Origin of the sequence: Devosia sp. MC1541 (assembly GCF_012847305.1) — a bacterium.
Classification (GTDB): Bacteria; Pseudomonadota; Alphaproteobacteria; order Rhizobiales; family Devosiaceae; genus Devosia.
This window is the reverse complement of record NZ_JABBDZ010000003.1, coordinates 127,629-144,615: the sequence shown is the minus strand read 5'-3', so window position 1 is coordinate 144,615 and position 16,987 is coordinate 127,629. Positions and strand designations below refer to the sequence as shown.

Below are 16,987 nucleotides of genomic sequence, written 5' to 3'. Positions count from 1 at the left end.
GCGCTAGGGTGCGCCTAACCTACGGATTCCCTAGGGGGATTGGCGATCATGTTCCTTTTGCGCTGCGCATTTTGGCTCACATTGGCCTTCATCATCATCGCCCCAAGCGCTGAATTGAGGGATCGCGCCACCGCGACTGCAACACAGGCTGTCGCTGTCGGCACCGCCCAAGTCGCCAAGGGCGTAGAATCAATTCCCTGCGATTCTTGGGAATGCGTCACGGGCAAAGCCGTCGCCACTGTCGCTCTAAACTCGGTAGTGCCGCCCCTGCCCGAAGAGCTGCCGGCGGCCGGCAAGCTCGTCACCGTCACCATGCCCGTTCCGCGCCCTGCCGATCTCATCTAATCTCTACAAGAGGCTCTGGCGCTCGCGCACACCATCTCTTAGATAGTGCTTTATGACCCAGCCTCAAAAATTCCAGGAAATCGCCGAGAACCTGTCTTTCCTAGACGATTGGGAAGACCAGTTCGAATATATCATCGAGCTCGGCAAGGCCCTCCCCAAACTCTCCGACGCCCAGCGTGTGCCCGAGAACAAGGTCAGCGGTTGCGTGGCCCAAGTCTGGCTCGCCGTCGAGCAGACCCCGTCCGATGCTGGCCCGGTGTTCCACATCAAGGGCGAAAGCGACGCTATGATCGTTCAGGGCCTCGTCGCTGTGCTGCTCGCTCTTTATTCGGATCGCCCGGCTTCGGAAATCGCGGCCACTGACGCGATGGCTATCTTTGACGAGATGGGCCTGCGTGAGCATCTCACCACCCAGCGCAGCAATGGCCTGATATCGATGGTCAATCGCATCCGCGCTCAAGCGCAAGCTGCCTAAGTCGCCAAACCGCCGAAGCCGCTGCATCAGCGGCTTTTCGGCAAACTCACACGCCATCGCCGCATCTGCGCGTCGCGTACTAGGTTGAATTGCCCCGCAACACCTCAGTCCGGGAACATCGCGGGCCGCTCAAGCAACCAGCCCTTCACCCCCTGCCCCTCACCGACAGCCCGCGCATTGATCCCCCAGCGCTCCGCTAGGTGCTCAAGCGCGATCCGCAGCACCAGCTTCGCGCCCCGACGTGGCCATTGCCTCTGCGTTTCAATATCTTGCAGTCCGAGCTGATAGAAACACACGTCACTGAGCACCGCCCAGCAGTCCCGCGGGAGTGTTTGCGCCAGCCGGTTTAACTGTGCCCGCGCTTCGGCCGCACTCAGCGCCATATCTCCTTGCGGCGCACCGCCTGCTTTATTGCCAATGCGCGTCGGGTCATAAGACATGGTCACCCGCTGGTTGAGACGCGCTCTCCAAAACAGCGCAGTCAACCGCCGCGCCGCCTCCACATGATGGTCGAGTAAAAACAATTGCGCGCCGCTGCCCTTGGCAAGCCGAAGGATCGGGTCCGGCAGAGCCCCGCTCATGCCCCGGCCCCTTCAATCAAGCTTTCCAGCCGAAAGACTTCCGTTTCGAAAGCCGGATCATCGCGCATATCTTCGATCAAAGCGCAGGCATACGAGACAGTGGTCCTATCCCGCCCAAATGCCGCCCCCACAGCGGTCAAGGTCAGCCCGAGGCACACATGGCACAGATACATCGCCAGTTGCCGCGCAAATGCAGTTTCAGCTCGACAACGGGATTTGTTTATTAGCAGTCGAATAGGTGTGCGCTTCTCGCGAGCGACCAGTTCAACGATGCGCCTTACAGAAAGATCGCGTGGCGCGATGTGAACTAAGTTATTTGCCCGATCCGAAGCAGATACGCTCAATGAGTGCATGATTAGCTTCCGATAACTACTAGGACGATAGTCCTAATAATCCAGCAAAGCTAGCGAGCGGGGATAAGTTCGGCAAAAGAGAGTAAATTACAAAAGGAAATGGCCACTCCAAAGGAGCGGCCACTTACAGAATTCTTATTTCAGGACAGTAACTTAAGCCTTGCGGCCCAGACCGTTGTCCTTCGCCAGCTTCGAGCGTGTTGCCGAATAGCTTGGAGCGACCATTGGGTAATCTGCAGGCAGGCCCCACTTTTCGCGGTATTCTTCTGGCGACAAGTTGTAGTGGGTGCGCAGGTGGCGCTTCAGCGACTTAAACTTCTTACCGTCTTCGAGGCAGATGATGTAGTCGTTGTTAACAGACTTGCGAACAGGAACAGCTGGCTTGAGCTCTTCAACCTGAACAGCAGGTTCGTTGGTGCGCAGTGTACGCAGAGCATTGTGAACATCAGAAATTAGACGCGGCAGATCACCGGGGCTAACAGCATTGTGGCTCACGTATGCAGAGACGATTTCGGTGCTGAGTTCAACCAAGTCAGATTCAGCACTGACGAACGAGCCGGTATCGTCGTTCATTTTTCAACCTTTCGATTATTTTTCTATTTGGACGGTGTCAGGGGCAGACCCGTCATACTTCACCTGTTAAAACCGTTTACTAGCTAGCGCAACCCCCGCAAGCAGCAGGAAGATGAACGTATTGTCGCGTTTTATCGATCCTGAGATATTTCGCGCGCTGAGCCAAATTCATCGAGTATCGTGTTTTTATTTGGACTGTGACCGGCAAAGTAGCTGGCACGCGCCAATAAATGCGCTGACACCGGAGTGGTCAGCAGTAAGAAACTAATTCCAATAAAGGCCCGCAATGAGACTGCGACGTCTTGACTTAAAAAAGCAACGGCCAGCAACACCAAACCGCCACCGACCGCACCTGCTTTAGACGCCGCGTGCATTCTTGTATAAAGATCGGGAAGACGCAAGACGCCAACAGCGGCTAAAAAGGAAAATGCCGCACCACAAACAAGAACAATACATCCAAAATATATTAGAAGCTGAGACAGCATCATTCAACTTCCTGTCCAATACGTGATTTCTGCCCCGCTTTAATCAGGATGTATCGCGCCAGAGCAATAGTGGCGAGAAAGCCTAAAAGCGCGACCGCGATAGCTATATCCAAATACAGCATCAGCCCCGTCCGAACAGCCACTGCGGCAATCAAGCCCATCGCAATAACTGTTAGTAAATCGAGCGCCAACACGCGATCGCCTAGTGTTGGCCCAATAATGATACGGATAACAGACAAGAGCAACGCCATAGACAGTAACGTCAGCGCGATCAGACTTGCCCAATCAAGTGCGATTTCGGGTGTCACTGAAACACCTCCTTGACCTGCTTCTCAAAGCCATTGGCAATTTCAGCGATGAGCGCGTCCCGGCTCTCGAGGCTAATCGTGTGGACATAGAGAAACTTCTTGTCCTCTGAAACATCAACACTCAGTGTTCCGGGCGTCAGCGTCACGAGATTGGCTAGGATTGTAATCTCAGCCTCAGATGTCACAGTCAGCGGCACTTTTACAAAGGCCGGACGAATGACTTTGTGCATGTCAGGCCGCGCCACCAGTACAGCCACCTTCACAGCGCTCGCCATAAGCTCATAGGCAAAGCTCCCGGCCAGCCGAGCGATGCGCATCGCCCGCTTGCTCACCCCGGGGCTAAACAAGTTCTGTCGCAGCAACAGCACCGCCACCAGCCCGATCACCGCGCCGAACAGCAGATTGGCGAGAGTGAAATTGCCGTTTATCCCGGCCCAGAGCAGGGCCATGACAATAATTGTGGCGACAGTACTCATTTCCCGTCCTCTGCCAGATTGGTGGCTGCAATATAGCGGCTTGGGTCAACGATGTCGGCCGCGCCCTGCTTAATATTGGCCATCAGGGGGCCCGGCCACAGGCCCAGCAAGATGATCGCCACGGTAAGACCGCCCACCGCGCCAAGGCCAATCTGCCCGCGCTTCCCAAGCGGCAGCACCGTGCTGCTCACATGCTCGGATGTCTCCCCCTCCGGTCCATTGCGCCAGAACACATGGGCCCAGAGGCGCGTACCCGCAATCAAAGTCAGCACAGCATTGATCAGCAGCGACCACAGCAACCAATTGCCCACCCAGCTCCCCTCGCCCGCAACGCCATCTGCAAAGCTGGCTTCCAGAAGCAGAAGTTTTGGCCAGAACCCAAGAAACGGCGGCACGCCCGCTGCGGCCAGCACCAGAACAAGAAACAACACCGACAGCGGCGCATGCTTGGCATAAAGCCCGCCCATTTTGCGCGTATTGGTCTGCCCCGTCACTTTCTCGATCACGCCAACCACCATGTAGAGTGCGGTCATGGTCAAAATGGCGTGGACGATATAGAGGCCTGATCCGGCCAGACCCGTCTCGCTTGGAATAGCCAGGCCGACCATGGCCGCGCCAATCCCGCCGATAACGAAAAATCCAATAGCCCGCCGCAAATTGGTTTCGGCAATCGCCCCGAGCGGAGCCACCAGCAGCGTTCCAATGACCAGCGCGGCAATGACCGGCTCGAGCAGCTCGCGGCTCCCCGGCAACACGGCCACCAACGAGCGAATGAGCGCATAGACGCCAATCTTGGTGAGGAGCCCAGCAAACAGCGCCGACACGGCTGGCGCTGGCGTGTGATAAGACGCCGGAAGCCACGCATTGACCGGAAACGCCGCCGCCTTCATGCCGAAGGCCAAGAGCAGCAGCGCAGCGATACCCGCCATAGCGGCCGGATTCGCGCTGGGCGCCAGCAGCAAAATATCAGCCATATTGAGCGTCCCGACCGAACCATAGGTCAGGCCGAGCGAGAGCAGAAACAGCGTCGTCGCGAGGAAGTTCAGAAAGCCGTATTTAATCGCCCCATCGAGCTGAAGCGGACGCGATCCCTGTACCAAAAGGCCAAAGGACGCGATCAGCATCACTTCAAACCAGACATAGAGATTGAAGAGGTCGCCGGTCAGGAACGCCCCCGTCACACCCGCGAGCAACAGCAGCACCTGCGAATGGAATGCGTCCTTACTGTCCGCTTCTGCTCGGTCGGCCTCAGCATAAATCAACACCACGAAGGTGACGATGGAAGCGACCAGCGCGAAAGTCGCGCCAAACAGATCTGCCGTCAGAGCAATCCCGAAAGGCGGGAACCACTTGCCCATGGTCATGCTCGCCGGCCCGTTGGCCACAACGTCGAGCAGAAGTTGCACTTCGCAGGCGATGATCACGCCGACGATGATCAGCGCGCCAATCAGCGGCGCCTTATTGATCTGACGCAGCGCCAACAGCGCAGCAGCACCCATCAGTGCCAGAGCGACGGGCAGCACCAGCACCCAATCGGCAAGTGGCGTCGCCATTTCGATCATTGCGCCCGTGGTATCGACTGGAGAGGTAGAAGGACTTGCCATCGGATCAATAGCTCAGCGGCGGCTGCGGAGCGTCTTTCGGCTCGGCGAGGCGCATGGTGTCAGTATTGTCGGCATCAAGGCTCTGATAGGCGCGGAACGCCAGCACCAGCAAAAAGGCGAACATCGAAAAGCCGATAACAATGGCCGTCAGGATCAGCGCTTGCGGCAATGGATTGGCGATCACGCCCTCCGGCACGCTCTGTCCCCAAGGCACAATCGGCGCGACTTCGCGGGTCACACGACCACTGGTGAAAATCAGCAAATTGACGCCATTGCCGAAAATGGTCATGCCGATCAGCATCCGGATCACCGAACGCGACAACAGCAGATAGACCCCCAGCGCAATGAAAAGCCCGACGAGGCCCGCAAGAATATAGTCCATTTTACAGGTCCTCCTCACGGTCGCTTTCAAGGGAAAGCGAAATGGCCGAGATCGTGCCGAAGACGACGAGATAAACGCCAATATCGAAGAACATTGGCGTCGATAGCGCCACCTCATTGCCGCCCACGCTCATGAACCACCAGATCGAGGTCATGAACGGCGCATCGATAAAGACGCTCAATAGGCCCGAGGCCCCCGCCAGCAGCACGCCAATCCCGGCGAAGGCCAGCGGATCAAGCCGCAGCGCTTTGCGTACCGTCGGCACGCCCACAGCCATGCCGTAAACGGCAATGGCGGACGCAGCGATCAACCCACCGATAAAGCCCCCGCCCGGCTCATTGTGACCACGCAGGCAAATGTACCAGGAGAAGACCAACATGGTCGCCACGATCAGCGGCGCCAGCGTGCGGAAAATGACGGTGTTCATGGCGTCACCTTCTTGGCCTTGCGCGGCACTGGAGTCTTCTTCGCCACAGGCTCTTTCTTGGGGCGACGCAGCAGCGCCAGAATGGCCATGCCTGCGCCCATCACCACAGCGATCTCACCCAGGGTATCAAAGCCGCGATAGTCGACGAGAATGACGTTAACGATGTTATGGCCATGGGCAATCGGCACGCTGGTCTGGATGAAGAAGTCCGAAAGACGCGTGTTCAACTCGCCGTTGAGCACCAGCATCAAGAGAAGACTCACCCCGGCCCCGCAAATGATGGCAATCGTGCCGTCGCGCGCCCAGTCTTCAAACGGCCGATGATCCTTCACATCAAGCCGTAGACGGCTCATGACAAAGGTCAGCACTACCACCGAAAGCACTTCCACCATCAGCTGGGTGAAGGCCAAATCCGGCGCACCAAAGATCAGGAAGATCAGCGCAACCGACGTGCCCTGCACGCCCAGCGCCAGAATGGCGACGAGGCGCGTCGGAGCGCACAGCACTGCCACCAGCCCGATGATCGCCGTAATGAAAATCGCCCACTCGTAAAAATGGAGGCTCGGCAGCACAAGCCGCTGGCTCCAGTCACCCAAGTCACGGGTCGGCACCAGCCAGTCGAACCCGCCCCAAGCCAGCATCGGCCCAAACAAGGCCAGCCCCAAGGCGCAGAAGACGACGACGAGATAGATCTCCAGCTTGCCGTGATGCAGGGTTTGCGTCACCCGCGCCGAAAAGCGAATGAGGCCGAACATGACACGATCGAACACAGTGTCTGCCGTCCAGCCAATTGCCGCGTCAAACTTGCGAAGCATGCTGCGCAAACGATTGGCTTGCAGATAGGCGACCACACCAACGGCCCAAGTGGCAATCGAGAGCCAGACCAACGGCGAGGTGACATCGATCGCCAAAGACAAATGGCTTTCAACACCGCTTCCGCGAATGGCGCTCGCAGCGGGCTCCAGAATATTGGCACCAACAAAGCCCGGCATCGCACCAAGCAGCACACCGATCACGCCGAGCAAAACCGGCCCGACCAGCATAGCAATCGGAGCCTCGTGCGCATGCTTGGGCGTATCGATCTGTGGCCCCATGAACGGCTTGATCATCACGATCATTGCCACACCCGCCAAGAGACCATTGCCAAGCAGCAGCACCGCCAGCGTCAGCAAAACTGTCCACTCGCCAGAGAGGAGCCCCGCATACATTTCTTCCTTGGCGAAATAGCCAAGGGTGAGCGGCAAGCCGATCATCGAGAGAGCGCCGAGCACAGCGCCCGCAAAAGTCACAGGCATTGCGTTGCGCAAGCCGCCGAGGGCGGTGATCTCGCGCGTACCTGTTTCATGATCCACCGCGCCCGCGACCATAAACAGGCCCGCCTTATAGCAGGCATGCGCCACGAAATAGACGGCGACACCGGCCACGGCATAGCTTGAGCCAAGGCCCAGCAGCAGGACCAGCACACCCAGCGATGCGATGGTGGTTTGTGCCAAGATTTGTTTGAGATCGGTCTGCTTGATCGCGCCCAGCGCACCCCACAACAGGGTGATACCACCAAAAATGGTGAGAATGCTCATCCACTCCGCTGTTCCGCCAAGACTTGGGGTCATGCGGGCGAGAAGATATACCCCCGCCTGCACCATGGTGGCAGAATGGAGGAAAGCCGACACCGGCGTTGGCGCTTCCATAGCGTTGGGCAACCAGAAGTGCAGCGGAAACTGAGCACTCTTGGTAAAGGCCGCCCCGAGGAAGCACAGCAGAACGACAAGATAGAGCGAATGCTCGCGCAGGACATCGCCCATGCCGCGCACAGCACTCATCTCCCAAGTGCCGGTGAGCACATAGACGAGGATCGCCCCGGCGAGCAGGCACATGCCGCCGATATTGGTGATCACCAGGGCCTGAATTGCCGCCCGTCGCGCCGCCTGGCGCTTATGATCAAACCCAATCAGCAAGAAGGAGGTGATCGAGGTCAGCTCCCAGAACACGAATAGCCCAAGCAGGCTATCGGCCAAGACGAGGCCCAGCATGGCGCCCATAAAAGCCAGCATAAAGCCAATAAAACGCCCCTGATGTTCATGCCCCTTGAGGTAAGCGCTGGCATAGAGAATGATGAGCGTTCCAATGCCCGAAATGGTCAGTGCAAAGACCAGCGCCAGACCATCGACAAAAAAGCTCAAACCAATCCCATAGGCCGGAATCCAGTCCAGCGAGGTGGCAATTGTTTCGCCATTAACCACCGCTGGCGCGAAGCCGGTCAAATAGTAAAAGATCGCAGCTGGGACGAGTGCCAGAGCCAAACCACTAATATGACCGAACAACCGCCCGAGCAATGGCGCGAATACCGCTGCAACAAAAGGCGCGATCGCGGCCATACCAACATAGTCTTGAGTATCGAGCTCCAAGCGGACCGCCTCTTATCAACAGTTCGATTCTTATTGCGCGCGAGATTCGGACCTTAAAGAATGACTGGACTGTCACAAGCAAAATCCGTCCGCGCCGGTACGCCAGTTTCGCTTTTCAACGTATTCCGGGCTGGCAAAACCCGACGGGGCGTCCTATCTCCATGTCACTTCACCTGCATGTCATCGCAGGCCCATTGGAGAGATCATGACTGAGCTCACACCGCCCGTCGCCAAGCGCGTTTTCCATAGCCACACGCATCACGGTGTCACCGTTGAAGACCATTACGCGTGGCTTCGCGCTCAAAACTGGCAGGCGGTGATGCAGGACCCATCGGCACTCGACGGTGAAATCCGCACCTATCTTGACGCCGAAAACGCTTACTACGAAGCCCATTTCGGCAAGCCCACCGAGGCGCTGCGCGATAAAATCTTCAAGGAAATCAGAGGCCGCATCAAGGAAGACGACAGCGGCGTGCCGTCTCCAGATGGTCCTTACGCCTACAACACCCGCATGCTTGAGGGTAAGCAATACCCGCTGATCGTCCGCACCCCACGTGAGGGTGGCGAAGAAACAATCCTGCTCGATTGCAATGCTGAAGCTGGTGAAGGGTACTTCGGTTTTGCCGGAGCATCTCACGACAATACCCATAGCGTTCTCGCTTGGGCGGCGGACCGCGCGGGCTCGGAATATTACGACATCGTCCTGCGCGACATCGCCACCGGCGTGGACCGCGACGAGGTCATCAAAGACACTGCTGGCGGCTTTGTTTGGAGCAATGACAGCTCCTCGATTTACTACGTCGAATACGACGATAACCACCGCCCCTTCCGCGTCCGCCAGCACATCATCGGCACGGCGCAGGACAGCGACGCCGTTATCTATGAAGAAGAAGATCCGGGCTTTTTCGTCGGCATCGACAAGACCCTCTCGGAAAAATTCCTCATTATCGACGCCCATGATCACCAGACCAGCGAGGTCTATCTGATCGACGCGGAAAACGGCGGGGACCCAATCCTCGTCGCGCCGCGCGTGGTTGGTCGTGAATATGAAGTCGATGAACGCGATGGTCTGCTCTACATCCGCACCAATGCGGACGGGGCCGAAGACTATAAAATCGTTACCGTTTCTGCAGACGCCCCGGCGCCAGAAAACTGGACCGATCTCGTCCCCCATAAGGAAGGTGTTCTCGTCCTCGACGTCGCCCTTCTCAAAAACTACATGCTCCGACTTGAGCGCGAAGATGGTCTGCCGCGCATCGTCTCCCGCGATTTACGTACCGGCAAGGAAGAGATCGTCGGCTTTGATGAAGACGCCTATTCGCTCGGCATGGCGACGGGCTACGAGTTCGACACCGCCGTCTTCCGCCTCTCCTATTCTTCCCCAACGACACCGCAGCAGCTCTTCGACGTAAACCTCGAAACGGGCGAGCGCGCGCTCCTCAAGACGCAGGAAGTCCCCTCTGGCCATAACCCAGAAGGCTATGAAACCAAGCGTCTTTTCGCCAAGGCTGCCGACGGCGAAGAGGTTCCTGTTACCCTGCTCTACCGCAAGGGCCTCAAGCTCGACGGCTCCAACCCAGTGCTGCTCTACGGCTATGGCGCCTATGGCATGTCCATGCCTGCGGCCTTCTCGGTTTCAAAACTTTCGCTGGTCGATCGCGGTTTTGTCTATGCCATTGCCCACATCCGTGGCGGCATGGAAAAGGGCTATCGCTGGTATCGCCTCGGCAAGACCGCACACAAGACCAACACCTTTGGCGACTTCATCGCCTCCGCAGAAATGCTGATCGCTGAGGGCTATACCTCAGCTGGCAAGATCGTCACCGAAGGTGGCTCCGCTGGCGGTATGTTGATGGGTGCCATCGCCAACATGCGCCCGGACCTTTGGGCAGGCGTCATCGCCAACGTGCCCTTCGTCGACGTCCTCAATACCATGCTCGATTACACCCTGCCCCTCACCCCGCCGGAATGGCCAGAGTGGGGTAACCCAATCGAGTCCGAAGAAGACTACACGCGCATTGCGTCCTACGCGCCCTATGAGAACGTCGCCGCGCAGGAATACCCGCCGCTCTTTGCGCTCGCCGGTCTCACCGACCCACGCGTGACCTATTGGGAACCAGCCAAATGGGTCGCCAAATTGCGCGCAACCAAGCTGGGCGATGCACCATTGTATCTCAAGACCAATATGGGGGCAGGACATGGTGGCGCCTCTGGGCGTTTCGAACGCTTCAAAGAGACCGCCGAGTGCTATGCCTTTGCGATTAAGTCGGTCGGAATGGACGAATAGTCTATTTCACAACATTGTTGTGCCGCTTCAGGCTGATATAAGGTCAGTCGAAATTCGGCGTCGCCATCGGATTACGATTACACTCAACGGAGGCTTTTATGACCACCAAGTTCACCCTGCCGCCACTGCCTTACGCATACGACGCTTTGGGCCCGTACATGTCGGCAGAGACGCTTGAGTTCCACCACGACAAGCATCACCAAGCTTATGTCACCAACGGCGAAAAGCTGCTGGAAGGTTCGGGTCTGGAAATCCTGCCACTTGAAGACATCGTTCGTGAAAGCTTCGGCAAGAACGCTGGTCTGTTCAACAACGCTGGTCAGCACTACAACCACGTTCACTTCTGGAACTGGATGAAGCCAAACGGCGGCGGCAACAAGCTCCCAGGCAAGCTGCAGGCAGCAATCGACAGCGACCTCGGTGGCTTCGACAAGTTCCGCGCAGACTTCATCGCTGCTGGCACCACCCAGTTTGGTTCGGGCTGGGCATGGCTGTCCTTCAAGGACGGCAAGCTGGAAGTGACCAAGACTGCCAATGGTGAATCGCCACTCGTACACGGCGGCAAGCCACTGCTCGGTGTCGACGTTTGGGAACACTCCTATTACATCGACTACCGCAACGCGCGTCCAAAGTACCTCGAAGCTTGGTTCGACAACCTGGTGAACTGGGAACACGTAGAAAAGATGTTCGAAGAAGCCACTGCCTAAGCCATTACTCTGAAAAGAGTTTTTGCGCGCACCCGTCGATCTTCGGATCGGCGGGTTTTTCTTTATCTACAGCCAATCCTTTAACGTATGCCCGCGCTGCTTCTTTGCCTCATCCTTGCGTGTTAACAATGCATTAACGCAAGAAGGAATCGTTCTTGGTCGCTCGAGGCAAGACAGTCGCTATATTGGCCGCCACCCCCGCACTTACCGCTGTTTTGGCGATGGTGTTGGCCGGTGACTCGCGCCTGCGCGTCCGCACATTCGAAAGCGACATTGAGCTGTTCGCCTATATGCGCATTGCCCCGCTTGATCTGCTGGTGGTGGATTTCGACCGTGATGGTCGCCCTGCCTATGAAATGGTAGAGGCCATTCGCCTAGACCCAAGCTTCGTCAACCGCGATCTGCCGGTCATCGCCCTCACCCGCCGCATTACCCCCGACACGCGCGAGCAGTCGGTCTCTGCTGGCATTGATGAGGTCGTCGTTAAGCCCATGTCGCCCCGGCACCTGCTACAACGCGTTCAGCAGCGCCTTCTCAAGCACGACGTCGTTGGCACGGTTGACTTCGGCTATTTTGGCCCCGACCGCCGCGGCATTCTACCCGAGCCAGACGTGCACCCGACCCGTCGTTTCAGCGACAATATTGTGCCCTTCGTGCCCCGTGTGAGCCTCGAAGCCCCGCAGCCGACAGTATAAAGCTGGGCTATTACCGCGAAGATTGGTGACATCCCCCATCTTCCAGTCACCAACTCGGCCGCGCTCATTCCTAACTGCACCAACTTTCGTTTTTTCGTTGATTAACAATACTTAGAACACTATTTCTGGCGGCATTGCTGCCGTCACGTTCTGAGATATTAGATGCATTTTACCCGCCTTGCCTTTGCCACACTGCTCGCCTCTAGCGCTATCATCGGCACAGCGCATGCAGTTATCCCGACATCAGCAACCGTCACGCTCAATTCAGGCTCCTGCGCCACAGGTCAAATCAGCCTAGCCGTCTCGGCCGAGCTGGGAGCGCTTAACAGCGACTACAGCATCTATTTGGTCGACAGCAGCAATAAGATCCTGCGCTCCATAGATGATACCGCCCAATATCAGTCCACCAAATGGGTCGCTTTCTATCTGCAGGCCCCATTCTCGACCGCGCCCCTCACCCTATACTTGCAGGATCGAACAACTGAAAAAACCCGCTATTCCATGGGCCAGACCCTGCCCACCTCGCTAAGCACCATGGAAACGCTCAACACGTTCACGCTCAGTGCGCTCGACAGCACCTGTGCTGTTGAAGAGGCGGGTTTTGGCGCGCGACAACAGGCCAAGCAAAGCTATCTCACCGATCGCATCAACCTGCTCGGCAACTCCATCCGTCCGACAGGTCAGCGCATTTCGCGCCTCAATGGTCAGCGCACTGGCTCGGACATGAACGGCGGCGACGTGCTCAATTACGTCTCTTCCTTCGCCGCCACCGGCAGCCTGCCGGTCTCTGCCTCGCTCTCTGCCATTGCCGATGTCGATCAATCCGGCGAGATGCGCACAAGCCCATATGACGTCTGGCTGGAGGGCACGTTCTCGCTACTCGAAGCTGGTGGCCAGAACGGTCGCGCGACCTCCGCAGCCATTGGCGCGGATTACCTCCTCACCCCTGATCTTCTCGTCGGTGGTTTTGTCAGCATCGACCGCTTGGACAATTTTGAAACCGCCACCGACACCTTCTCAGGCACCGGTTGGATGGCAGGTCCTTACCTCACCACCCGTTTGACCGATCAGCTATATCTCGATCTCACCGCAGGCGCTGGCACGGCCGCCAACAAGAAGAGCAATTCTTCCGGCGAGGACAATTTCAATTCCACCCGCGCCTATCTCAACGCTACCTTGGAAGGCCAGTTCGGCGAGGAAGCCATTCGCTTCACGCCACGCCTAGGCCTCAACTATGCCGGTGAATGGGCTGCTGGCTACACCGACCATAACGGCGCTTGGACCGATGCTACCTCAAGCACTTCAGGCAGCGTCTTTGCTGGCCCCGGCGTCACCTTCACCGCCCATGATAGCGATATCACTCGCTCCCTAACCTTACGCGCCGATGCCAACACCACGCTCGGGGATGGGGCACAGCTCACAGCAGCTCTGGAAGCTGCTGTTCAACTCGGCTTTGCCAATGGCGTTGATCTGTCCGCCCGCGCCAATTGGGCAGGCATTGGTACCAGCGCCAAAACGCTGAGCCTCTCGCTCAAAGCCAGCGCCGGTTTCTAAGCTCAAGTATCCCCGCTTCGGCGGGGATATCTTTGCTGATTCTTAACCATGAGATTGCTCGGCAAACACGGCTCTGTTAGCGCTGACACCACGTCCAAGCTGCATCTCGCAGTGTTATTCTGAGCGCCCTATGTCCTTTACCCGCCTCGCCTTTCTCGCTTTCTCACTCACGGCAACCGTCACAACCTCTGCCTATGCAGCCGCCTATAGCCACGAAGATTTCGGCTCTTCGGTAGAGACCTTTGCAGCGGGCCACGCGGACATTCTGGGTGCAAGCCTGATCTCGTCGCAGCAGCGCCTCGCGCGCCTCGTCGGCGGCTCCACCGACACCGGCCTCACCCAGGGTGAGATGCTCAGCTACATCGCATCCACCTCCCCAAGCGCTGCCGCAACTGCTGCTGCCGTGCAGGCCGCGGCACCGAGCTACAACCCATTCGCTGCTTGGGTCGATGGATCGTTCAGCTATCTCGAAAGCAACAAGGGCTCCGGTCGTGCCGTTCTGGGCGCTGCCGGTGTCGATTACCGCGTGAATTCATCCCTTCTCGTGGGTGCATTCGTGTCGATCGACAAGCTGAACGAGTTCAAGACCGAGTATGGCACTGTCGACGGCTATGGCGTGATGGTCGGCCCATACATGACCGCCCGCCTGACTGAGCAGCTCTCGCTCGATGTGACTGCGGCGGTTGGCGCTGCCAAGTACACCAGCCAAGTGCCCTTTGGCGGTCTCGACGCGACCACCGATGCAACACGTGCTTACTTCAATGCCACGCTCAACGGCGTTTTCGGCGAGGACAGCATTCGCTTTACGCCGCGCGCGGGCCTGACCCACGCCGCTGAATGGACCAATGGTTACACCGACGGTGGCTACGTCGCGGGCGAAACCTATTCCAAGACTGTCGTCTTCGCCGGTCCCGGCGTTACCCTCGCCCACACGGCTGATGGCATCACCAGCTCGGCAAGCTTGAATGCCGACCTCAAGTCGACCCTTGGCGACAAGTCTCAGCTGTCGGGCGCCATTGAAGCTGCGACCAAGTTCGAATTCGCCAACGGCTTCGGTCTCGGCGCTAGCGCCAGCTATTCGGGCATCGGCACGTCCGACCGTTCCCTGAGCCTCTCGCTCAAGGCCAGCGCCAGCTTCTAAGCCTCTTACGCGCTAACATACCAAAAAGCCCCGCATAGCTTTCCTATGCGGGGCTTTTTAACGACTAGAGAAAGAGCGTTAGCGGCGCTGTTCCAGCGCCCAAACGGTCTTCCCCCACAGGTCTTCAACCGTTTCGGCAAACTGAATATTGCGGTCGAAATTCTTGACCGAATGAGACAGAACGTCGTTGGCAAAGCCGCGGATCACCTCAAAGGCCCGATGGTGATTGAGCATAATAACCGGGCGATTGTGCTGGCTCGACCAAGCCCCAAACAGAGCAAGGCCTGAACTGAGCGAGCCCGGCAACGCGACCAGCGCTTGCGTCCGCTCCGCCAAAGCGGCATGGCGCTCACGCTGATCGGGAATGACGCTAATCGGCACGTCAGCCAAGGCTGGTGGCAGTGTGACGCTAGCATCCGCCAACACTTCCACCACGCCCCCCGCAGCGCGTGCGGCGGTGATCAGCGGAACGGGCACAATGCCATCTTCGGCCAGACAAATCAGCTTGGCGCCCTTCCGCGCAAAGACGAGACCAAACTCACTCATGATGGAGGCGCGCTGCGGATCGCCCGGACCACGATCGGAAGCAAAAACGGCAAGTGTAGGCGTCATATTTGAGCTCATCGACGGCGCTTCAACGAACCGAAAATACCGCGCACGATTTCGCGGCCAAGTGTATTGGCGACGGTGCGGGCAAAGCTCGTCGCAGCAGCTTCGGTGGGGCTTTGACGGGTCGACCGGCGCGGCGCGGCGTCGCGTTCTTCCTTGGCCTGGCGGGCCAGTTCCTGTTCGCGCTCTGCCTCGTAGGCCGCACGCTCTTCCTGCAGTTCAATCTCTCTCGCGCGCTTGTTGAGGATTTCATAAGCGCTCTCGCGGTCGATCACGGAATCATAGATCCCGCCCACGGGCGAATTGGCGATGGTTGCGTCGCGTTCTGCCGGGGTTAGCGGGCCCACCTGCGCGCTCGGCGGACGGATCAACGTGCGCCCAACAATCGATGGAATACCCTTGTCTTCCAGCACCGAAACCAGAGCCTCACCAATCCCCATTTCGGTGATGACCGCTTCGGTCGAAAACGCTGGGTTGGGGCGGAAGCTCTCGGCGGCCACGCGCACGGCCTTCTGCTCACGCGGGGTATAGGCGCGCAGCGCGTGCTGGATGCGATTGCCCAGCTGCGCAAGCACACTTTCCGGAATATCGGCCGGGTTCTGCGTTACAAAATACACGCCCACACCCTTGGAGCGGATGAGTTTGACAACCTGCTCGACCTTGTCGATCAGTGCCTTGTTAGCGCCGTCAAACAGCAAGTGCGCTTCGTCAAAGAAGAACACGAGCTTTGGCTTGTCCATGTCGCCCACTTCCGGCAGCTCTTCAAAGAGTTCCGAGAGCAGCCACAGCAGGAAGGTTGCGTAAAGCTTGGGGGCCTTCATCAGCTGGTCCGACGCCAACACTGAAATAAAGCCCTTCCCATCGGTATCACGACGCATCAGGTCGGCGATTTCAAGCGCTCGCTCGCCGAAGAAATCGTCCGCGCCCTGCTGCTCCAGCACCAGCAGCGAACGCTGAATAGCGCCAATCGAAGCCGTCGTCACATTGCCGTAACGCGCCGAAATTTCTTTGGCGCGGCCCTGAATTTCGACCAGCAGAGACCGCAAATCCTTTAGATCAAGCAGCAGCAGACCTTCTTCGTCGGCCACGCGGAAAGCGACGTTCAACACGCCTTCCTGGGTGTCGTTGAGGTCGAGCATCCGCGCCAGCAGCACGGGTCCAATTTCCGAAATCGTCGCGCGGACCGGGTGGCCCTGCTTGCCATAGAGGTCCCAGAACATGGTCGGGTAGACATCGTCGACATAGTCATCAAAGCCGATGTCGGTCGCCCGCGCTGTCTGCCAGCCCTGCGCCACGCCAAGCTTGGCAATGCCCGAGAGGTCGCCCTTAATGTCGGCCGCAAAAACCGGCACGCCCGCGGCAGAAAACCCTTCGGCAAGCACCTGCAGGGTGACGGTCTTGCCCGTGCCCGTCGCGCCGGTCACCAACCCGTGGCGATTGCCATATTTGAGATTGAGATATTCGGGCCTATCGCTCACACCAAGAAAGATTTTGCCGTCAACGAGCATGAGCCAACCTCCTAATCTTCAATACATCCATATAGCCGCGCTCGCAGCGCGCTCACAAGCACGAACCGTCAG

Annotated in this window: 19 protein-coding genes; 7 read left to right on the top strand and 12 right to left on the bottom strand. The window is 58.1% G+C overall.

The features are described from left to right. Window positions 1-48: 48 nt before the first annotated feature. The gene (locus HKD40_RS05110; RefSeq protein WP_169194653.1) at window positions 49-345 is read left to right on the top strand and encodes a hypothetical protein; all 297 of its coding nucleotides are present in this window, start codon (window positions 49-51) and stop codon (window positions 343-345) included. Between the two features lie 52 nt (window positions 346-397). After that, window positions 398-820, top strand: a complete 423-nt coding sequence (locus tag HKD40_RS05105; RefSeq protein ID WP_169194652.1) for a SufE family protein — start codon at window positions 398-400, stop codon at window positions 818-820. A gap of 104 nt (window positions 821-924) precedes the next feature. Here the strand turns inward: HKD40_RS05105 and HKD40_RS05100 are convergent, their stop codons facing one another. The 10 genes from HKD40_RS05100 to HKD40_RS05055 all read right to left on the bottom strand — a co-directional run bounded on the left by HKD40_RS05100 (window position 925) and on the right by HKD40_RS05055 (window position 8,414). After that, entirely contained in the window at window positions 925-1,401 is a 477-nt protein-coding gene (locus HKD40_RS05100; protein WP_169194651.1) for a DUF6456 domain-containing protein, read from the bottom strand. Further along, on the bottom strand, window positions 1,398-1,754 hold the full coding sequence (locus tag HKD40_RS05095) for a helix-turn-helix domain-containing protein (protein ID WP_169194650.1): 357 nt from the start codon (window positions 1,752-1,754) through the stop codon (window positions 1,398-1,400). The genes HKD40_RS05100 and HKD40_RS05095 overlap by 4 nt, the downstream gene beginning before the upstream one ends. 153 nt (window positions 1,755-1,907) lie before the next feature. Further along, complete coding sequence (locus HKD40_RS05090) at window positions 1,908-2,327, bottom strand: MucR family transcriptional regulator (protein ID WP_169194649.1); 420 nt, start codon at window positions 2,325-2,327, stop codon at window positions 1,908-1,910. Between the two features lie 131 nt (window positions 2,328-2,458). Then, complete coding sequence (mnhG, locus tag HKD40_RS05085; protein WP_169194814.1) at window positions 2,459-2,812, bottom strand: monovalent cation/H(+) antiporter subunit G; 354 nt, start codon at window positions 2,810-2,812, stop codon at window positions 2,459-2,461. Then, window positions 2,812-3,063 (bottom strand): monovalent cation/H+ antiporter complex subunit F, encoded by a 252-nt coding sequence (locus HKD40_RS05080; protein WP_349236479.1) that lies wholly within the window; start codon window positions 3,061-3,063, stop codon window positions 2,812-2,814. Before HKD40_RS05080 ends, mnhG begins: the two co-directional genes overlap by 1 nt. 53 nt (window positions 3,064-3,116) lie before the next feature. Continuing rightward, the gene (locus tag HKD40_RS05075; protein ID WP_169194647.1) at window positions 3,117-3,596 is read right to left on the bottom strand and encodes a Na+/H+ antiporter subunit E; all 480 of its coding nucleotides are present in this window, start codon (window positions 3,594-3,596) and stop codon (window positions 3,117-3,119) included. Next, the gene (locus HKD40_RS05070) at window positions 3,593-5,200 is read right to left on the bottom strand and encodes a proton-conducting transporter membrane subunit (protein ID WP_169194646.1); all 1,608 of its coding nucleotides are present in this window, start codon (window positions 5,198-5,200) and stop codon (window positions 3,593-3,595) included. Before HKD40_RS05070 ends, HKD40_RS05075 begins: the two co-directional genes overlap by 4 nt. Window positions 5,201-5,204: 4 nt before the next feature. Continuing rightward, window positions 5,205-5,582 carry a Na+/H+ antiporter subunit C gene (locus HKD40_RS05065; RefSeq protein WP_169194645.1) on the bottom strand — a complete coding sequence of 126 codons (378 nt, stop codon included), beginning with the start codon at window positions 5,580-5,582 and terminating at the stop codon, window positions 5,205-5,207. 1 nt (window position 5,583) lies between these two features. Beyond that, complete coding sequence (locus HKD40_RS05060; RefSeq protein ID WP_169194644.1) at window positions 5,584-6,009, bottom strand: MnhB domain-containing protein; 426 nt, start codon at window positions 6,007-6,009, stop codon at window positions 5,584-5,586. After that, entirely contained in the window at window positions 6,006-8,414 is a 2,409-nt protein-coding gene (locus tag HKD40_RS05055; protein ID WP_349236474.1) for a putative monovalent cation/H+ antiporter subunit A, read from the bottom strand. The genes HKD40_RS05060 and HKD40_RS05055 overlap by 4 nt, the downstream gene beginning before the upstream one ends. Before the next feature lie 205 nt (window positions 8,415-8,619). Here HKD40_RS05055 and HKD40_RS05050 point away from each other — a divergent pair, with 205 nt between their 5' ends. The 5 genes from HKD40_RS05050 to HKD40_RS05030 all read left to right on the top strand — a co-directional run bounded on the left by HKD40_RS05050 (window position 8,620) and on the right by HKD40_RS05030 (window position 14,798). Continuing rightward, on the top strand, window positions 8,620-10,701 hold the full coding sequence (locus HKD40_RS05050) for a S9 family peptidase (RefSeq protein ID WP_169194643.1): 2,082 nt from the start codon (window positions 8,620-8,622) through the stop codon (window positions 10,699-10,701). Between the two features lie 98 nt (window positions 10,702-10,799). After that, on the top strand, window positions 10,800-11,408 hold the full coding sequence (locus HKD40_RS05045) for a superoxide dismutase (protein WP_169194642.1): 609 nt from the start codon (window positions 10,800-10,802) through the stop codon (window positions 11,406-11,408). A 155-nt stretch (window positions 11,409-11,563) separates the two neighbouring features. Further along, window positions 11,564-12,103, top strand: a complete 540-nt coding sequence (locus HKD40_RS05040) for a response regulator (protein WP_169194641.1) — start codon at window positions 11,564-11,566, stop codon at window positions 12,101-12,103. 162 nt (window positions 12,104-12,265) lie between these two features. After that, complete coding sequence (locus tag HKD40_RS05035; protein ID WP_169194640.1) at window positions 12,266-13,657, top strand: autotransporter outer membrane beta-barrel domain-containing protein; 1,392 nt, start codon at window positions 12,266-12,268, stop codon at window positions 13,655-13,657. A 130-nt stretch (window positions 13,658-13,787) separates the two neighbouring features. Continuing rightward, complete coding sequence (locus HKD40_RS05030) at window positions 13,788-14,798, top strand: hypothetical protein (protein WP_169194639.1); 1,011 nt, start codon at window positions 13,788-13,790, stop codon at window positions 14,796-14,798. A 78-nt stretch (window positions 14,799-14,876) separates the two neighbouring features. On the opposite strand, the gene HKD40_RS05025 is transcribed toward HKD40_RS05030, so the two are convergent. Together HKD40_RS05025 and HKD40_RS05020 are read right to left on the bottom strand one after the other, a co-directional pair. Further along, on the bottom strand, window positions 14,877-15,410 hold the full coding sequence (locus tag HKD40_RS05025; protein ID WP_169194638.1) for a hypothetical protein: 534 nt from the start codon (window positions 15,408-15,410) through the stop codon (window positions 14,877-14,879). 8 nt (window positions 15,411-15,418) lie between these two features. Then, window positions 15,419-16,915: a helicase HerA-like domain-containing protein gene (locus HKD40_RS05020; RefSeq protein WP_169194637.1), complete on the bottom strand. Its 1,497-nt coding sequence runs from the start codon at window positions 16,913-16,915 to the stop codon at window positions 15,419-15,421. Window positions 16,916-16,987 lie beyond the last annotated feature (72 nt).

Excerpts from the sequence above, each read along its gene's own strand:
- HKD40_RS05030 (WP_169194639.1), top strand. The coding sequence starts at position 13,788 with ATGTCCTTTACCCGCCTCGCCTTTCTCGCTTTCTCACTCACGGCAACC.
- HKD40_RS05045 (WP_169194642.1), top strand. The coding sequence starts at position 10,800 with ATGACCACCAAGTTCACCCTGCCGCCACTGCCTTACGCATACGACGCT.
- HKD40_RS05075 (WP_169194647.1), bottom strand. The coding sequence starts at position 3,596 with ATGAGTACTGTCGCCACAATTATTGTCATGGCCCTGCTCTGGGCCGGG.
- HKD40_RS05065 (WP_169194645.1), bottom strand. The coding sequence starts at position 5,582 with ATGGACTATATTCTTGCGGGCCTCGTCGGGCTTTTCATTGCGCTGGGG.
- HKD40_RS05105 (WP_169194652.1), top strand. The coding sequence starts at position 398 with ATGACCCAGCCTCAAAAATTCCAGGAAATCGCCGAGAACCTGTCTTTC.
- HKD40_RS05095 (WP_169194650.1), bottom strand. The coding sequence starts at position 1,754 with ATGCACTCATTGAGCGTATCTGCTTCGGATCGGGCAAATAACTTAGTT.
- HKD40_RS05050 (WP_169194643.1), top strand. The coding sequence starts at position 8,620 with ATGACTGAGCTCACACCGCCCGTCGCCAAGCGCGTTTTCCATAGCCAC.
- HKD40_RS05100 (WP_169194651.1), bottom strand. The coding sequence starts at position 1,401 with ATGAGCGGGGCTCTGCCGGACCCGATCCTTCGGCTTGCCAAGGGCAGC.
- HKD40_RS05090 (WP_169194649.1), bottom strand. The coding sequence starts at position 2,327 with ATGAACGACGATACCGGCTCGTTCGTCAGTGCTGAATCTGACTTGGTT.
- HKD40_RS05060 (WP_169194644.1), bottom strand. The coding sequence starts at position 6,009 with ATGAACACCGTCATTTTCCGCACGCTGGCGCCGCTGATCGTGGCGACC.
- HKD40_RS05080 (WP_349236479.1), bottom strand. The coding sequence starts at position 3,063 with ATGGCGTTGCTCTTGTCTGTTATCCGTATCATTATTGGGCCAACACTA.
- HKD40_RS05025 (WP_169194638.1), bottom strand. The coding sequence starts at position 15,410 with ATGACGCCTACACTTGCCGTTTTTGCTTCCGATCGTGGTCCGGGCGAT.
- HKD40_RS05070 (WP_169194646.1), bottom strand. The coding sequence starts at position 5,200 with ATGGCAAGTCCTTCTACCTCTCCAGTCGATACCACGGGCGCAATGATC.
- mnhG (WP_169194814.1), bottom strand. The coding sequence starts at position 2,812 with ATGCTGTCTCAGCTTCTAATATATTTTGGATGTATTGTTCTTGTTTGT.
- HKD40_RS05020 (WP_169194637.1), bottom strand. The coding sequence starts at position 16,915 with ATGCTCGTTGACGGCAAAATCTTTCTTGGTGTGAGCGATAGGCCCGAA.
- HKD40_RS05110 (WP_169194653.1), top strand. The coding sequence starts at position 49 with ATGTTCCTTTTGCGCTGCGCATTTTGGCTCACATTGGCCTTCATCATC.
- HKD40_RS05035 (WP_169194640.1), top strand. The coding sequence starts at position 12,266 with ATGCATTTTACCCGCCTTGCCTTTGCCACACTGCTCGCCTCTAGCGCT.